Genomic DNA, 17081 nt, shown 5'->3' on the forward strand with positions numbered 1-17081 from the left:
GCCGGGCGTCCGCTCGCCGCCGCCGACGCCGAACTGCCCCGGACCGGCGCCGGGTCGCCGGGTCCGGGGCCTTGGGCCCGTCCGATCCGGGACCGACGGTACGCCGCCCGGCAGCTCGCCGTCAGGCGTAGACGACCGGCCGGTAGTCCGCGAGCCTGATGAAGTCGCGGTGCAGCGCCTCCTCGCTCTCGTTCCACAGCAGGAACGTGCCGCCCAGTTCGCCCGTCACGTCCACCCGCTGCCCGGGGCGCACCTTCCAGCGCATCTCGAAGCGGCTCTCGACGTCGGGGGGCACGAGGCGGGCGGCCACCCCGCGGCGCAGCAGGAAGGCCGCGTCGAAGCAGGGCGTACGGTCCGCGTCGTACGGGCGGCTGCTGATGCCGCTCTCGATCGCGAACACCGTGTTGGCGAGGGCGCGGCCGTAGTGCCGCTGCATGGCCGTCAGTCCGGCCAGGCCCTTGAACCGTGCGCCGACCTCCAGGAAGACCAGCTCGCCGTCCGGGGTGTGGAACAGCTCCATGTGGCAGGCGCCGTCGAGCCTCCCCAGAGCATGGAGCGCCCGTTCGGCGAAGGCCACCATCGGGGCCACCCGCGGGTCGCCGTCGGGCAGGTTCATGTCGGCGTTGACGAGACCGGGCGTGGTCGTGGCGGAGCGGACCAGGTACTGGGAGGCACCGGCGAAGAGCGTCCTGCCGCCCGCTGAGATGATGTTGACGCTGTGCATCGTGCCGCGCAGGAACTCCTCGTACTCGTACTCCGCGTCCTCCCCGCCGGTGCCGAGGTCCTGCGGCAGGGCCGCGAACTCCTCGAGGGAGGCGACGGGGAACACCCCCTCGCCCCCGGAGGCCCTGGCGGGCTTGAGGATGAAGGGCACGCCCACGGCCTTGCCGATGTGCTCGAAGTAGCCGGGCGGGTCCGCGGCGTACCGCCCGGGTTCCCAGGCTCCGAAGGCCGGTACGCGGATTCCCGCGTCCTGGAGGATGCGCTTCATCAGCAGCTTGTCCCGGTAGGGGGCGATGTCCGTCCGGCGCGGCCCCCGGATGCCGAAGCGCTCACGCAGCCGCGCGACGATGAGCATGTTCCGCTCGCTCTGGCAGTGCAGGGTCACCTGCTGCGCCGGTGTGTCCCGCAGCAGGTTCCCGATCACCGCCTCGGCGGCCGCGGGGGAGACCTGCTGGCGCATCAGCTGGCCGGCGTCGGGCAGGGAGGTCGGCACGAGGTGCTCGGTCTGGAGGAAGGCCCGCGTGGGTGCCGGGATCTGAGCGGCATCGGGTTCGGTGAACATGCCCACGAACCGCACTTCGTCCGGGTGCTCCAGCAGGTCCGGGCGGAACGCCTCCAGTCCGCGCGAGCCGATCATCACGGCCGTCTTCATCCGGTCACTCCTTGTGCGGTCGGCAGGTCCAGGGGCACGTCAGGTGCGGCCACCACGGTGCGGAGCAGCGTGAGGTACTGCTCGACCAGCCCCCTGACGGTGGCCGCGTCGAAGATCTCGGTGCTGTGGACGGCTCGGCCGGTCAGGACCCGGCCGTCGTCCGTGATCTCCATTTCGAGCTCGAAGTGGGTCGTGCGGGTCTCCATCGGGAAGCGCGTCACGGTGAGGCCCGGCAGCGACAGCCCCTCCCCCGGGCTGTCGACGACTTGGAAGATCGCCTGGACCAGCGGAGTGCGGCCGGGCTCCCGGGGCGGGTCGAGTTCCCGCACGAGCCGGTCGAAGGGCAGGTGGGCATGGGTGTACGCCTCCAGCGAGCTCTTCCGGGTACGGGCGATCAGCCGCCGGAAGTCGGGCGCGCCGGTGAGGTCGGCGCGCAGCACGAGCGTGTTGACGAAGAACCCGATCAGACTCTCCGCCGCGGCGTCGGGGCGGTTGGCCACGGGGACGCCCACCAGCAGATCCGTACGCCCCGAGGCTCGGCCCAGTACGACCTGCCAGGCGGCCAGCAGGGTCATGTGCAGCGTGGCGCCCTCGGCGCGGGCCAGCGCGAGGAGGGCCTCGCGCAGCGGGGCGTCGATGCGGAAGTGCTGCGCGGCCCCTTGGTACGAGGGTGTCTTCGGATGGGGGCGGTCGGTGGGCAGCGGCAGGACCGGCGGGGCGCCGGTCAGGTGGGACCGCCAGTGGTCGAGAGTGGTACCGAGCGGGGTGCCGCTGAGCAGGGCGTGCTGAGCAGCGGCGTAATCGGCGTACTGGACGCGGAGGGGTGCCGTCGACGGGCCGTCCGGCGGGACGGATGGGCCGTAGCGGGCGGAGAGTTCTCGTTCCAGCAGGTCGAAGGACCAGTCGTCACAGGCGATGTGGTGGATGGTCAGCGACAGGACGTGGTCGTCCTCGCCGAGCCGGACGAGCGCAGGACGCAGTACGGAGTCCAGGGCGAGCCGGAAGGGGCGGTCGTGCAGGTCCGCCAGCAGGCGGGCCGCCTCTGTCTCCCGCAGCTCGGCCGGGACGGTGCTCAGGTCGTGGAGGCCGAGCGGGACCGGTCCCGGCGGGTCGACGGTCTGGCACGGCAGTCCGTCCGAGGCGGTGGTGATGCGGGTGCGCAGCACCTCGTGCCGGGCGACGACGGCGTCCAGCGCACGGCGGAGGGACGCGGTGTCCGTCGCTCCGCTCAGCCGGTAGGCGCGGGACATGTGGTAGGCGGAGCTGTCCGGTCGCAGCTCCTGCAGGAACCACAGCCGTTGCTGTGCCGGAGCGAGCGGTACGGGGTCGGGGCGGCGCACCGGGGCGCTCGGCACGAGCGTGGTCGACTCGCCGACGCGTATGGCCAGTTCGGCCACCGTGGGGCTGTCGAACAGGGCCGGGATCTGTAGGTCCACCCCGAGCCGGGCCCGGATTCCGGAGACGATGCGCGCCGCGAGCAGTGACTGCCCGCCCAGGTCGAAGAAGTCCTCCTCGCGCCCCACCCGCTCCAGGCCGAAGGCCTCCGCCCACAGCGCGCACAGCGCCGCCTCCGTGGCCGTACGGGGCGGGTCCGCGGAGCGCGCCGCCGTCCGGGTGGATCCGGGCGCCGCCAGTGCGTCGAGATCCGTCTTGCCGCTGGCGGTGCGGGGCAGGTCGGCGCGGAAGGCGAACACGGCGGGCACCATCACGGCCGGGAGGCGTTCACCCAGGTACCGGCGCAGCTCGCGTGCGGTGACCGGCTGTCCTGCGGCGGTCACGACATGGGCCGCCAGCACGGTGTCGCCCGCCGCGTCCCGCTGTGCGGTGACCGCCGCCTGAGCCAGGCGGGGATGGGCGGCGAGCACCGCCGCGACCTCACCCGGTTCGATGCGTACACCCCGTATCTTCACCTGCCGGTCCAGCCTGCCCAGCAGTTCCACCGACCCATCGGGGCGGTACCGGCCCTTGTCTCCGGTCGGCAGGAGCAGATCGGCTGGATCTCCGGTGTGCGGGTTGGCGGTGAACGGGGACGCGGTGTCGGCCTTGGTGTTCCAGTAGCCCCGGCTCCGGTACGGCCCGCGGAAGACGACCTCTCCCGCCTCGCCGACTCCGCAGGGCCGCCGGGCGGGGCCGAGGACGAGGACCTGGCTGCCCGGCAGCGCCGAGCCGACGGGCAGCACACCGTCGGGGCAGTCGCCCGGGACCTCGTACCAGCTCTTGATGACGACGCTTTCGGTCGTTCCGTAAAGGTTGGCGATCCGGGCCGAGGGGGCCGTTGTCCGCCATCTGCCCACCAGTTCCCCGGTGAGCGGCTCTCCCGCGAAGGTGGTCAGGCGCACCGTGGGCGCGACCGGGGCGGGGGTGCCGGTCAGCCAGGACTGGGCGACCGTGGGCACGGCGTGCAGGCAGGTGATGCCCGCATCGGCCACCCAGGCGAGGGTTTCGTGCGGCGCCAGCTCGTCGCCGCGCTCCGCCAGACACAGCGTCGCGCCGCTGACCAGGGGGAGGAAGACGTCCCGCAGCACCGCGTCGAAGGACAGCCGGGCGATCAGCGGGCAGCGGTCCTCCGGTCCGATCCCGAAGGTGTCGCGGTGCCAGACCAGATAGTGGCTGACGCTGTTGTGCGCGCTGACGACTCCCTTCGGTGTCCCGGTGGAGCCCGAGGTGTAGAACACGCAGGCCGGGGCGTCGGACAGGATCGGGGGGAGGGCGGGCCGGGCCGGTTGCCGGGGAGCCGGGCCGAGGTCCGGCGTACCCGCCGACGCCGCGTCGACCCGTACGGTTTCCAGCCCGCCCAGCACGTCCCTTCCGGCCGGCCGCCCGTCCTCCTCGACCAGCAGCAGGAAGGCGGCCCCGGCCTGGTCCAGCATGGTGTGCAGCCGCTGGTCGGGCAGCCGCCGGTCCAGGGCCAGCAGGACACCGCCGCCGGAGAACACCGCGAGCAGCGAGGCCACCAGGCCGGGGCTGTGCGGCCCGTACACGGCGACGACGTCTCCGGGCGCGAGCCCGCGCGCGGCCAGTGCGGCGCGGATCCGGTCGGCCGCCGCCACGAGTGCGGCGTAGCCGAGCGTACGGCCGCCCTGGTCGACGGCCACGGCGTCGGGGTGCGCCCAGGCCCATGCCTGGACCAGGTCCCGCACCAGCGGGTACGGCTGCTCGGGCAGGGGGGCGCTCGGGTCGGGCAGCGGGACGGACGGGTGCTCGGGGGTGAGCCGGTAGCTGCTGATCGGGCGGCCCGGGTCGTCGGCGATCAGGCCCAGAAGACCGGTGAGCTGGTCCAGCAGGGTGCGCGCGCGGGCCGGGGCGAACATCGAGGTCCGGTACAGCAGGCGCAGTTCCGGCTCGCTGCCTTCCCGCAGGCGAAGGGCCAGTGGGAAGGGGGTCTGCACCGGGTGTCCGGAGGGGAGGAACTCCAGCGACACGCCTGCGAGCCGGGGCGGCTCGGGCACGGACTCGAAGAGGACGGGGAACGGCGGCTCCGCGACCGCGCCGAGGGCGCCGGGGCGCAGGTCCTGGATCAACTGCCCCCAGGACAGGGTGTGTTCGAGTCCGCGGGCCGCGGGGCGAGAGCGCCGGAGCAGGTCGAGGAACGGCTCGTCGCCGAGGAGGCCGGTGCGCAGCAGGCGCAGGTGGCCCGGTGCCGGGGCCGCGTCCGCCACGGCCACGGTCACGTCGTCGGTGTCCCCGAGGCGGCCCAGCAGCAGATTCAGGGCGCCGAGCACGATGTCCGACAGGGTGGCCCCCGTGCGGTTTCCCAGGCCGGTGAGGCTGGTCGCCAGGTCCACGGGCACGGTGGCGGCGATCCAGGCACCGGACCTGGAGGGAGGGGACGCCCGGGGAAAGTCGACCGGCAGGTCGAGCACGGCGGGGGGTGTGCCGTCCGACGGGGCCCGGTCGGTGGGCACGACCGGTGACAACGGGCCGAAGCTGCCCCGCGCCTGCCCTCGGTAGCGCGCGAACAGCTCGTGGAACAGCTCGGTGAGGAAGCGGCCGGAGCACAGTGAGGGGTGCAGCAGGAGTGCGAGTACGTGCTCCTGCGGCCCGTGGCGCAGCAGCCGGGCCCGCAGCCCGGCGTCCGGGGGAAGTCCGGGCAGCGGACTCTCCGGCCCGTGCGGCCCGTGCGGCCCGGTCGGCTCGGCCGCCCAGGTCGGCGCGGTCGGATCACCGCCGGTCAGCTCGTCGAGGCAGCGCGCCAGCCGGTCGGCGTCCAGATCGCCGCTCAGCCGCACCGTCACCGGACAGGCGTGGGCCGTGGACCACAGCTCATGGCCGCACAGCACGCCGGGATCCAAGGCGGGCGGCCGACCGGACTCCGTTCCCTGCATGGACCGCTCCCTCTGCTTCAGCGCCCGTCACGCGAACCAGGGTTCAGGGTGGCGGGGCCGCCCACGCCCGGCAATGACGGCTTTTTGGCCACGGCCGAGGAATCGGTGGCGTGCGGTTCGGGGCACCGGCCGAGAATTGGCGGAAACGAGGTGCTGTCCGGCCGGAGCGACGCCACTAGGCTCTTCACTCGTGCCGCCTGTCAGTGATCACATCGCGACGGCTGGAGACGTGAATTGATCCTCATCGGGGATGACGGTCAGGAATTCAAGATCGCCGTCAATGCGGAGCGACAGTATTCGATCCGGTCGTTGGGCCGGGTGAACGCCCCCGGCCGGTCCGACGAGGGAACGCACGGCACCCGGGACGAATGTCTGACCCATGTACAGCGTGTATGGACCGATATGTGTCCGCTGGGCGCGAGGGACGACCGGGGGGAACCCGCTTCCTGAAGCGTCGGCCCCGGCCCGGAACATCGCACGCTCCGCGAAGCCTCTTTTCCCGCCCGCAGCTCATGAGATCCGATCGGTGGCGTCTGTGGATTCCGTCATGCCTGTTTCCGGCAGCTGCGTTCATCACTTGATCGCGGAGCAGTGCGCGAGAACTCCCGACAATGTGGCCGTCGTGTATCCGGGCGGAAGCCTCGACTACGCCGAGCTGGAATTCCGGTCGAACGGTCTGGCCCGCCGTATCCGGGAACTGGCACCGGACCGGAACTCTCCGGTGGCACTGTGCCTGGAGCGCGGCCGTGAGTCGGTGGTGGCGATGCTGGCCGTCCTCAAAGCCGGGTCCGCCTATGTGCCCCTGGATCCCTCCCATCCGCCCGCCCGCCTCACCCACCTGCTCGACGACTGCGGGGCCTCGGTGCTGGTGACCACCCGGGAGACGGGCCGCCGCCTGCCCGAGGCCGCCGGGCTCCCCCGGATCCACGTCGGCGAGGAGCCGCTACCCGGGGCGGCCGAGCCGCCGCGCGTCACGGCGCACCCGCAGGATGCCGCCTATGTGCTGTACACCTCCGGGTCGACAGGCCGTCCCAAGGGGGTGTGTATGCCGCACGCTCCCCTGGTGAACCTGCTGCGATGGCAGCGGAGTCAGCTGTCGGCGGCGCCCGTCACGGTGCACTCCACACCGCTGACGTTCGACGTCTCGTTCCAGGAGGTCTTCTCCACCCTGTGCGCGGGTGGCCGACTGGTGGTGGCCCCGGAGGAGGCCCGTCACGACCCCGGTCTGCTGCTGGACCTGGTGGAGCGGAGCCGGGCGACGCGCCTGTTCCTGCCGTTCACCGCACTGCGCCGACTGGCCGCGACGGCCGACGGACGGCCCGCCCCCCGTTCCCTCCGCGACGTGATCACGGCGGGAGAGCAGCTCCAGGTGACGGACGAGATCCGGGCCTGGTTCTCGGCCCTCCCCGGATGTCGCCTGCACAACCACTACGGGCCCACCGAGACCCATGTGGTGACGGCGCATCAACTCACCGGGGACCCCGGCGGCTGGCCGGTGCTCCCACCCATCGGGCGGCCCATCGAGGGCGTGACCGCCGTGGTCTGCGACGACCGCCTCGATCCGGTCCCGGACGGGGTCCCGGGAGAACTGCTGATCGGCGGCGCGGCACCCGCCAGGGGATACGCGCGCCGTCCCGAGGCCACGGCCGAGCGTTTTCTGCCCGACCCCCGTGGGACGTCCGGCGCGCGCCTGTACCGCACCGGCGACCTCGTACGACGGCAGCCCGATGGCACCCTGCACTTCCTCGGCCGCATCGACGACCAGGTCAAGATCCGCGGCTTCCGCGTCGAACCGGGCGAGGTCGAAGGAGTGCTGGCGGAGCACCCGGACGGGGCCCAGGCGGTGGTCGTGGCCCGCGAGGACCCGGCCACCGGCACCCGGCTGCTCGCCTACTACACGACCGCGGCGGACACCTCCCCCGACGGCGCCGCCCTGCGCCGGCACCTGCGGGACCGGCTCCCCGAGTACATGGTGCCGACGGTGTTCACGGCCCTGGACGCGCTGCCGCAGACCCCGTCGGGGAAGACCGACCGCCGGGCCCTGCCCGACGCGCCCCGCGAACACGCGGAGACCCCGAGCGCTCCCGTCACCCTGACGGCCACCGAGCGGACCCTGTGCGAACTGTGGTCCGCGCTGCTCGGCACGGACCACGTTCCGGCCGACGCCGACTTCTTCGACCTCGGCGGCCACAGCCTGCTGGCGACCCAGGTCATGGCCTTCGTACGGGAGACGTTCGCCGTCCAGCTCCCGCTGAGCGCGTTCTTCGAGACCCGTACCGTCGCCGGGCTGGCGGCGGCCGTCGGGCGCGCGCTCCGGTCCCGCCGGAAGGCCCCTGCCGACGCTCGAACCCGCCCCGGAGGGCGGCGCTCCCGTCCTGTCCTTCGCCCAGCAGCGCATGTGGTTCCTCGACCGGCTCGCACCCGGAAACCCGTTCTACAACATCACCACCGCCTACCGGCTGCGCGGGGAGTTCTCCCCGGACGCGCTGCGCGGCGCGCTGGCGGCGCTGACCGCCCGCCACGAGGTTCTGCGCACCCGCTTCCCGGCGGCCGACGGCGCACCCCGGCAGATCGTCGAGCCTCCCGGGCCGGTCCCGGTGGAGGTGCACGACATGGGCGGTGTACCGGCGGAACGGCGGGAGGAGGAGGTCCGGCGGCTCGCCGAGGCCGCCGCCGCGCTGCCCTTCGACCTCGGCCGGGGACCGCTCCTGCGGGTGGGCGTGGCCCGCCTCGGACCCGTGGATCACGTGCTGTGGGTCGTCATGCACCACATCGTGTGCGACGGCTGGTCCCTGGAGATCTTCTTCCGCGAGCTGACCGAGCTCTACCGGGCCGGGCCGGGGGCCGCGTCCGCGCTGCCGGTCCTCCCGGTGCAGTACTCGGACTACGCGGCCTGGCAGCGCGAGGCCCTCGACGCGGAGACCGCGGCCGGAGATCTCGCCCACTGGGAGGCCGCGCTGGACGGTGTGCCCGAGAGTGGCGCTGGTCACGGACCGGCCCCGGCCGACGGTGTCCGCACACCGGGGAGCCACCCACAGCCTCCGGCTGGACCCCGGCCTCGCGGAGGGCCTCAAGGAGCTGTCCCGCGCGGCGGGCACCACCCTGTTCATGACCCTGCTGGGCGCCTTCCAGGTGCTGCTCGGCCGCTGGACCGGCACCGAGGACGTGGTCGTCGGCACGCCCGTGTCGAACCGTACGCACACCCGTCTGGAAGGGCTCGTCGGTTTCTTCGACAACACCCTGGTCATGCGGACCGACCTGTCCGGCGACCCGTCCTTCCGGCAGGTGCTCGACCGGGTGCGGCGCGGCACCCTCGGTGCGCTGGCGCACCAGGACCTGCCGTTCGAGCGGCTGGTGGAGGAGCTCCAGCCACGGCGTACGGCGGGCCGCAACCCCCTGTTCCAGGTGCTCTTCGCGCTGCAGAACGCCCCGGAGCCGCACCTGGACCTGGCGGGCGCCGAGCGCTTCCCGGTGGAGACGGGGCGGCACATGGTGGGCTTCGATCTCGTGTGCTCCTGCACGCCCGCGGGCCCGGAGCTGGAGGTGAACTTCGAGTACGACGCCGAGCTCTTCGACGCGGCCACGGTCGAACGGCTCGCTGCCGGATATCTCGCGGTGCTGCGCTCGGTGTCCACCAGTCCGGACCAGTGTGTCTCCCGAGTGCCCCTGCTGGACGAGGCCGGGGCCCGCCGCGTACTCGCGCTGGGCACCGGCGCGCCGATGGAGCTGCCGCCGGTCCCGCTGGCCCACCGGCTGGTCGAGGAGCAGGTACGGCGTACGCCCGACGCGGTGGCGGCCGAGGACGACGGCGGCAGCCTGACCTACGCGGAACTCGACGATCTGGCCGCCGGGCTGGCCCGGCGTCTTTCCGCGGCGGGGGCGGGGCCCGAGTCGGTGGTCGCGCTGTGCCTGGCCCCCTCCACCCGGCTGGTGGTGGCCATGCTCGGGGTCTGGAAGGCGGGGGCGGCGTTCGCGCCCCTCGACCCCGGCCACCCGGTGGAGCGGCTGCGTGCCCTGGTGGAGGGGGCCGGGGCCGGGGTTCTCCTCACCGAGTCCGCCCTGCTCCCGGGGCTCACGGACATCGCGGAGCACCGTGCGGTGATCTGCCTGGACCGGGAGGACGTACCGGTCGGCGCTTCCCCGCCCCCGGCTTCCCCGGCCGCCGCGCAACCCACCGGCCTGGCCTGTGTCTTCCACACCTCGGGCTCGACGGGTGCGGCCAAAGGCGTCATGTTCGTCCACCGGGACCTGGTGAGCTACGCCCTGGCCATCGCCGGGGAGTTCGGGCTCGGTCCCGGGGACCGCTTCGCCCAGCTGGCCTCGCCCGGCTTCGACGTCCTGATCGAGGAGGTGCTGCCGGTCCTGGCCACCGGCGGTACCGTCGTGCTGCCCGGGGCCCGGATCCTGGCCGACGGTACGGATCTCACCGACTGGCTGGCCAAGCACGAGATCAGCTGCGTCGAGCTGACGACCGCCTACTGGCACGAATGGACCGCCGGTCTCATCGGCTCCGGCCGCGCACCGCACCCTGGACTCCGCCTGGTGGTCACGGGCGGCGAGCGGATGCTGCCGGAACGCTGGGACCAGTGGCACCGCCACTTCGAAACGCCGCTGCTGCACATCTACGGTCTGACCGAGGCGACCGTCACCTCGACAGTGCTGCCGTACACGCCCGCCGCTCCCGGACGGCCGGATCCGGCCACGGGCCCGGCCTCGGCCCGTCAGGAGATCCCGGTCGGCCGGCCGATCGCCAACACCCGCCTGCACGTGCTCGACCGGGCCATGCTGCCGGTCCCCGTCGGCGTACCGGGAGAGCTGTACATCGGCGGCACCGGCCCGGCCCGCGGCTACCTGGGCCGCCCCGCCGCCACCGCGGAGCGGTTCCTTCCCGACCCCTTCGCCCCGAGGCCCGGCGGGGTGCTGTACCGGACCGGCGACCTGGCCCGGCTGCGCGCCGACGGCTGCCTCGAATTCCTCGGCCGCGCCGACCAGGCCGTCAAGATCCGTGGTCACCGCGTCGAACCCGGCGAGATCGAGTCGGTCCTCGCCCGCCACCCCGCCGTCGGCGAGGCACTGGTCCTGCTCCAGGAGGTCACCCCCGGGGACAAGCGGCTCGTCGGCTACGTGGCGGCACCCGGCCACGTCCCCCGCCGCGAGGCCCTCACCGCCGAACTGCACGGCCTGCTGCACCGCGGCCTGCCCGCGTATCTGCGCCCGGCGGCCCTCGTCGTCCTGGACGCGCTGCCGCTGAACAGCCACGGCAAGGTCGACACGCGGGCCCTGCCCCGGCCCCGGCGGGCGGACCTCGCCGCCGAGGACACGTACACGCCGCCCTCCGGCCCCGCCGAGACCTGGCTGGCCGGGCTCGTCGCCGAGCTCCTGGGGCTCGACCGGGTCGGCGCGCACGACGACTTCTTCGCCCTCGGCGCCCATTCCCTGCTGGCCGTCCGCCTGCACGCCCGCATCCGCGAGGCCGACCCCGCTGCCCGGCCCGGCCCGGCCGTACACGACATCTTCGAGGCACCGACCGTCGCCGCCCTCGCGCGACGGCTCGCCGCCGCCCCGGAACAGCACCACGCCCCGAGCAGCCCCGACGAGGAGGGACGGTCATGAGCATCCCGGCCGCACATCTGGAGGACTGGTACCGCGAGCGGTACTTCACAGCGAAGATCGACCTCGGTGCCAGCGGAGTGCAGAACTATTCCTTCGCCGAGCTCCGCCGGATGACCGGGCTGACCCCGGGAGTCCTCGACGAACTCGTGCTGGGCGACACCCACTCCCTGGGAGGGGTCGAGCTGCGCGAGGCCATGGCCGCCCGCTGGGCGGGCGGCGACCCCGGCCGGATCATGGCCACCCTCGGCTCGACCGAGGCCCTCTACCTGGTGCAGCGGGCCCTGCTCGAACCCGGCGACGAAGTCATCGTGCCCGACCCCGCCTACGCCTCGCTGGACGCCATCGCGGAGGCCTCCGGCTGCCGGGTACGCCGCTGGCGGCTGCGACCCGAGGACGGGTTCGCCCCCGACGTGGACGAACTGGTCCGGATGATCGGCCCCGACACCCGGATGGTCGTGCTCAACTTCCCGCACAACCCGACCGGGGTGACCATCACCCGGGATCAGCAGCTCCAGGTGATGAACGCGTGCGAGGCCGTCGGCGCCTACCTGCTGTGGGACGGCGCTTTCACCGAGCTGGCCCTCGACTCCCGCCCGCTGCCCGACCCCGCGGGCGAGTACCCGCGCGCCATCTCCACGGGCACCTTCTCCAAGGCGTACGGGCTGCCCGGGTTGCGCGTGGGCTGGTGCGTGGCGGCTCCCGAGATCCTCGACCGGTGCGTACGGCTGCGCGACTACGTCACGCTCTTCCTGTCCCCGCTGGTGGAGCTCGTGGCCCGGTACGCCGCCCAGCACGCCCCCGAGTTCGCCGCGCCCCGCCTCGAACAGGCCCACCGCAACCGCGCCGTACTGCGGGAATGGTTGTCCGCGCACGAGGAGCACCTCGTCTGGACCGAGCCGGCCGGCGGCGTCACCCTCTTCCCCCGGATGCGGACCGTGGCCGATCCGACCGCCTTCGCCGACCGTCTGGAACGCGAGCGGGGCGTGGTGGTCGTACCCGGTCACTGCTTCGGACACCCGGCACACCTGCGCCTCGGCTTCGGCATGGACCCGCGGGACCTGGCCGAGGGGCTCGACGCGCTCTCCGACGCCCTGACCTCAGATGCCCGGTAACCGGCCGACGGAAGAAGACGGAGGAGGTGGACCCATCCATCGGCTCACGCTCGACGACCGGGACATCGTCGGAATCACGGCTCTCCTGGAGGAGCTGACCGCCGCGCACAGCTCCGTCGAACAGCCGGAATTCCAGCGCGACCTCACCCTGTACGCGCAGGAACTGCCGCGCGGGCTGCGCCGATTCCTCAACGACTTCCGGCTGGCGGAACCGGCCGGGGCCTGCCTGGTCTCGGGATACCCCGTGGACGACGCCGCCATCGGCCCCACCCCCCGCCACTGGAACCCCCGCGAGGGCACCTCACCCACGCTGCGCGAGGAGATGTTCGCGCTGATGTGCGGAGCGCTGCTCGGGGACCCGTTCGCCTGGGCCACCCAGCAGGACGGCTATCTCGTCCACGACGTGGTGCCCGTCCCGGAGCACGCCGACCGGCAGCTGGGCACCGGGAGCAACCAGACGCTGGTGTGGCACACCGAGGACGCCTTCCACCCCAGCCGGGCCGACTACATCGGTCTGTTCTGCCTGCGCAATCCCGACGAGACCGAGACCACCTACGCCGGTGTCGACAGCCTGGGCCTCGATCCCTCCACGGAAGTCGTGAGAACGCTCTTCGAGCCGCTCTTCCACCTCCAGCCGGACGGTTCCCACATGCCCCGCGAACAGGACCGCACCACCGGCTGGTTCGAGGGCGGCAAGGAACTCGCCGAACAGTCCTACCGGCGCATCGTGCGGATGCTGGAAGATCCGGAGCCGGTGGCCATGCTCCTCGGCGCACCGGACGCGCCCTACCTGTGCGTCGACCCGTACTTCCGCGACCTGGACCGGCTCGACTCCCGGGCCCGCGCCGCGTACGACTGGCTGCTGAACGAGATCGACACGCGCCTGGAGCGCGTCGTGTTCCACCCCGGGGACTGCTTCTTCGTCGACAACTACCGCGCCGTACACGGCCGGAACTCCTTCAAGGCCCGGCACGACGGCACCGACCGCTGGCTCAAGCGGGTCAGCGTCACCCGCGACCTGCGCAAATCCCGAGCCTCCCGACTGCGTGCCGACGCACGGATCGTCTTCTGACCCCCCGGAGCCGGTCCGCCGGACCGCCTCCCAGGCGAGAATGGGGCACCAGTGCACATCGTCTTCGTCCATACCCCCATGTCCACGGTCTCCGTGCCGGAGCGGCAGGCCTTCTGGCGCAACTTCGACATCCAGTACCGCAGCACCCATGCCGAACTCAGGCCGATGAAACGGGTGATGTGGGAACTCCCGCACTGGATGCACTGGCTCGGCGGTGTGCTGGAGACGCACGGCTACACGTCCATGGACGTCCTGGACCTGTACACGGAACCCGGTGCGGTCGGGGTCGCCGGATCCGTCGACGACAGCGTGGTCCGGGCCGCCCTGCGTGAACACCCCGGTGATGTCTACCTGTTCTCGCCGATGACGGTGAACCTGCCCATCGCCCTGCAGATCGCGCACGCCGTCAAGGACGCCTTCCCCCGCAGCGTCACCGTCTTCGGCGGGATCGCGGCCACCCCCCTGCGCCGGATCGTGGCCGCGGACCCTTCGGTCGACTACGTCGTCACCGACCGCGGTGAGATCGCCCTCCCCGCCCTGCTCGACGCCCTCCGCGGCCCGGGTGAGCCCGACGCGGTCGGTCACCTCACCTACCGCGACCGGGACGGCACCGTCCGCTCCACAGGACTGCGGTACCCCGATCTGCCCGTAGCTGAGCTGCCGTTCCCGAAGGTGGATCTCTTCCCCCGGTCCACGGGCGAGGACCTCCGCTATCTGCGCCAGGTCTATGCGCTGGGCTGCCCGTACAAGTGCTCCTTCTGCACCATCCAGACCATCGGACGCAAAGCCGAATACTTCGCCATTGACCGAGTGCTGGCGGAGATCCACGCGTACCGCGAGCGGTACGGGGAGCACCACCACCTCTACTGGGGCGACGAGACCTTCACCCTGCACCCCGAGCACACCCTCGAACTGCTGAGCGCCCTGGAGGCCGAGGGGGACATCGCCTACGACTGCCAGACCCGGCTCAACTGCCTGGGCGACCCGAAAGTACTGCGCGGGCTCAAGGCGAGCGGCTGCCGCTGGATCGAGATCGGCCTGGAGACCGCCGGACAGGACAGCCACCATCTGCACAAGCACCACATGAAGCTCGACCCCACCGAGGAGACCCTCAAGAAGATCCGTGACGAGGGGCTCGCGGCCTGCGCCTTCACCGTCAACGGATTCCCGGAGCAGACCCCCGACCAGATGCGACGCAGTGTGGAATGGGTGTGCGGCCTCATCGAGAAGGACCTGCTGCAGGCCTCGTACCTCTTCGGGCTCGTCCCCTATCCGGGCAGCGCGTTGTACCAGGCGCCGGAGCAGTACGGGATGAAGCTCCTCCACCACGAGTACGGCCTGTACCACGAGGACATGCCGCCGGTGTACGAGACCCCGCACGCGAAGCCCGACGAGATCTACGAGGTCTTCCTGGAGGGGGTCGAGTGGCTCGGCGAGGCGATGGGCAAGCGGCCGTACTTCGGGGAACCGCCGGCTGAGGAAGAGCTCGGATCCTACGGAAACTTCTGGGACGGTGCTCACGTATGACCGGCAGCACCACCACCACGACGCACCCGGTCTACGCGTGCGAGCAGTTCGCCGTCCATGACGATGTCCTCCCGGCCGCGGAGTTCGACCTGCTGTGGCGCCATCTTCAGTCGGTCCGCTACAAGCAGGTCGACCCGGGCCGTCCCGGGTCCCCATGGCTCGTCGAGAACCGCCTCCCGCTGGCCGGCCCGGGTCTCACGCTCCCGTCGCACGAGTACGGTTCCGAGCGCGCCGGGGCGGCGTCGCCGCTGCATCGCCTGACGGCCCGGATCACCGCCCTCGCAGCCGAGGCCCGGCCCTTGCTCGGAACGCCGGGCACCGACTGGCGGACCTGCTCGGCCACCCCGTACCTCTACGGCGCCGGAGCGGGCCTGGCCTGGCACACCGACTACGCATACGCGGGGACGTACATCTTCTACGCGCACCCTCGCTGGGAGGCCCACTGGGGCGGCGAGCTGATCGTCGCCGACGCCTCGTGCCGCATTCCGTACTGCCCGCCCGGACAGATCGATCCGGACAGCACGGCCGAGCGATTGGCCTCCCCCTTGGACAGGGGCGCGATGAGCCGTCATCTCCTCGGCCCCGGAATAGGACGGACCGTGCTGCCCAAGCCCAACCGGCTCGTCCTCCTGCAAGGCGGGCACCCGCACCGGATCACCCGGGTCGACCCGGCGGCCGGCGATCACATGCGGGCCTCCGTGGCCGGGTTCTTCAGCACGGAAGCGGCGCTGTGACGGACGCGCGCCGCGGGCGGCGGCCCCGCTTCTACAACGCCGCGCACCTGGATCACCTCACCGCACGGGCGGGGCTCGGTCCCGCCGAGCGGCTGGCCGTACGGGCCGTGGCCACGGTGCTGCCCTTCCGGGTCAGCGACTACGTGGTCGAGGAGCTGATCGACTGGGACGCCGCCCCGGACGACCCCCTGTACAGGCTGACGTTCCCGCAGCCGGACATGCTGCCGCGGGAGAGCGTGGCCCGGATCGCCGGGCTGCTGGAACGCGAGGCGCCCCACCGGGAGGTGGCACAGGCGGCCGCGGAGGTCCGGCGCGGACTCAACCCGCACCCGGCGGGCCAACTCGACCTGAACGTGCCCCGGCTGGACGGCGAACCGATGGCCGGCCTCCAGCACAAGTATCCGGAGACCGTGCTCTTCTTTCCGCGCCAGGGCCAGACCTGCCACTCGTACTGCACCTACTGCTTCCGCTGGCCCCAGTTCGTGAACGAGCCCGCCCTCAAGATCGCGACGGGCGACGTGGAGAGGCTCTGCTCCTATCTCCGCCGGCACCGGGAGGTGCGGAACGTCCTGATCACCGGGGGCGACCCCATGGTGATGAGCACCGCGGTCCTCGCGCCCTACATCGACGCGCTGCTCGACGATCCCCTCCTCGACCACGTCGAGTCCATCCGGATCGGCACCAAGGCCTTGTCCTACTGGCCGCACAGGTTCGTCTCGGACCCCGACGCCGACGACATGCTCAAGCTGTTCGAGAAGGTGCAGACGCGCGGCAAGCACCTGGCCTTCATGGCCCATCTGACCCATCCGCGGGAACTGGAGACCGCGACGGCCGAGCGGGCCGTGCGCCGGGTGCTGGGGACCGGGGCGGTCATCCGTACGCAGAGCCCGGTCATCCGAGGGGTCAACGACTGCGCGCACGCGTGGGCGGAGCTCTGGCGCCGGGAGGCCCGGCTGGGCATGGTCCCGTACTACATGTTCGTGGAACGCGACACCGGCCCCCGGGACTTCTTCGCCGTGCCGCTCGTCCGCGCCTACGAGATCTTCTCGGACGCGTACCGGTCGGTGCCCGGACTCTGCCGCACCGTGCGGGGGCCGGTCATGTCCGCGACCCCGGGCAAGGTCCTGGTGGACGGTGTGCCGGACATCGAGGGCCGACGGCTGATGTCCCTGCGCTTCCTCCAGTGCCGCGATCCCGCCGTCGTCAACCAGCCGCTGTTCGCGGAGTTCGACGAGACGGCGGTCTGGCTGGACGACCTCCGTCTCGTCATCGGCCCGCGCCGAGCCCTGGACCTTCTCAGAACGCACGGGTGACGGCCGGGCC

9 protein-coding genes and 2 pseudogenes are annotated in these 17081 nt (G+C 72.3%); 9 read left to right on the forward strand and 2 right to left on the reverse strand.

The genetic code is table 11. The features are described 5' to 3' along the window. Positions 1 to 121 precede the first annotated feature (121 nt). Positions 122 to 1375, reverse strand: a complete 1254-nt coding sequence (locus tag ACIO92_RS24685) for an ATP-grasp domain-containing protein (RefSeq protein ID WP_366443866.1) — start codon at positions 1373 to 1375, stop codon at positions 122 to 124. Beyond that, complete coding sequence (locus ACIO92_RS24690) at positions 1372 to 5700, reverse strand: amino acid adenylation domain-containing protein (protein ID WP_402284016.1); 4329 nt, start codon at positions 5698 to 5700, stop codon at positions 1372 to 1374. The genes ACIO92_RS24685 and ACIO92_RS24690 overlap by 4 nt, the downstream gene beginning before the upstream one ends. A gap of 234 nt (positions 5701 to 5934) precedes the next feature. On the opposite strand from ACIO92_RS24690, the gene ACIO92_RS24695 reads away from it, so the two are divergent. The 9 genes and pseudogenes from ACIO92_RS24695 (at position 5935) to ACIO92_RS24735 (ending at position 17071) form a co-directional block, all read left to right on the forward strand. Further along, complete coding sequence (locus ACIO92_RS24695) at positions 5935 to 6150, forward strand: MbtH family NRPS accessory protein (RefSeq protein ID WP_402284018.1); 216 nt, start codon at positions 5935 to 5937, stop codon at positions 6148 to 6150. A 97-nt stretch (positions 6151 to 6247) separates the two neighbouring features. Further along, a pseudogene (locus ACIO92_RS24700) lies at positions 6248 to 7990 on the forward strand (amino acid adenylation domain-containing protein); the annotation flags it as partial. Between the two features lie 85 nt (positions 7991 to 8075). Then, positions 8076 to 8654 (forward strand): annotated as a pseudogene (locus ACIO92_RS24705) (condensation domain-containing protein); the annotation flags it as partial. Between the two features lie 22 nt (positions 8655 to 8676). Further along, on the forward strand, positions 8677 to 11313 hold the full coding sequence (locus tag ACIO92_RS24710; RefSeq protein WP_402284020.1) for an amino acid adenylation domain-containing protein: 2637 nt from the start codon (positions 8677 to 8679) through the stop codon (positions 11311 to 11313). Further along, the gene (vioD, locus tag ACIO92_RS24715) at positions 11310 to 12425 is read left to right on the forward strand and encodes a capreomycidine synthase (protein ID WP_401238661.1); all 1116 of its coding nucleotides are present in this window, start codon (positions 11310 to 11312) and stop codon (positions 12423 to 12425) included. Before ACIO92_RS24710 ends, vioD begins: the two co-directional genes overlap by 4 nt. After that, complete coding sequence (gene gntD, locus ACIO92_RS24720; protein ID WP_366443863.1) at positions 12415 to 13497, forward strand: guanitoxin biosynthesis L-enduracididine beta-hydroxylase GntD; 1083 nt, start codon at positions 12415 to 12417, stop codon at positions 13495 to 13497. The genes vioD and gntD overlap by 11 nt, the downstream gene beginning before the upstream one ends. 78 nt (positions 13498 to 13575) lie before the next feature. Beyond that, positions 13576 to 15024, forward strand: coding sequence for a B12-binding domain-containing radical SAM protein (locus ACIO92_RS24725; protein ID WP_402284023.1), 1449 nt, complete (start codon positions 13576 to 13578; stop codon positions 15022 to 15024). After that, positions 15021 to 15758, forward strand: coding sequence for a 2OG-Fe(II) oxygenase (locus ACIO92_RS24730; RefSeq protein WP_366443861.1), 738 nt, complete (start codon positions 15021 to 15023; stop codon positions 15756 to 15758). The genes ACIO92_RS24725 and ACIO92_RS24730 overlap by 4 nt, the downstream gene beginning before the upstream one ends. Beyond that, positions 15755 to 17071: a lysine 2,3-aminomutase gene (locus tag ACIO92_RS24735; protein ID WP_366443860.1), complete on the forward strand. Its 1317-nt coding sequence runs from the start codon at positions 15755 to 15757 to the stop codon at positions 17069 to 17071. Before ACIO92_RS24730 ends, ACIO92_RS24735 begins: the two co-directional genes overlap by 4 nt. Positions 17072 to 17081 lie beyond the last annotated feature (10 nt).

Source organism: Streptomyces sp. NPDC087215, from assembly GCF_044744885.1.
Lineage (GTDB): Bacteria > Actinomycetota > Actinomycetes > Streptomycetales > Streptomycetaceae > Streptomyces.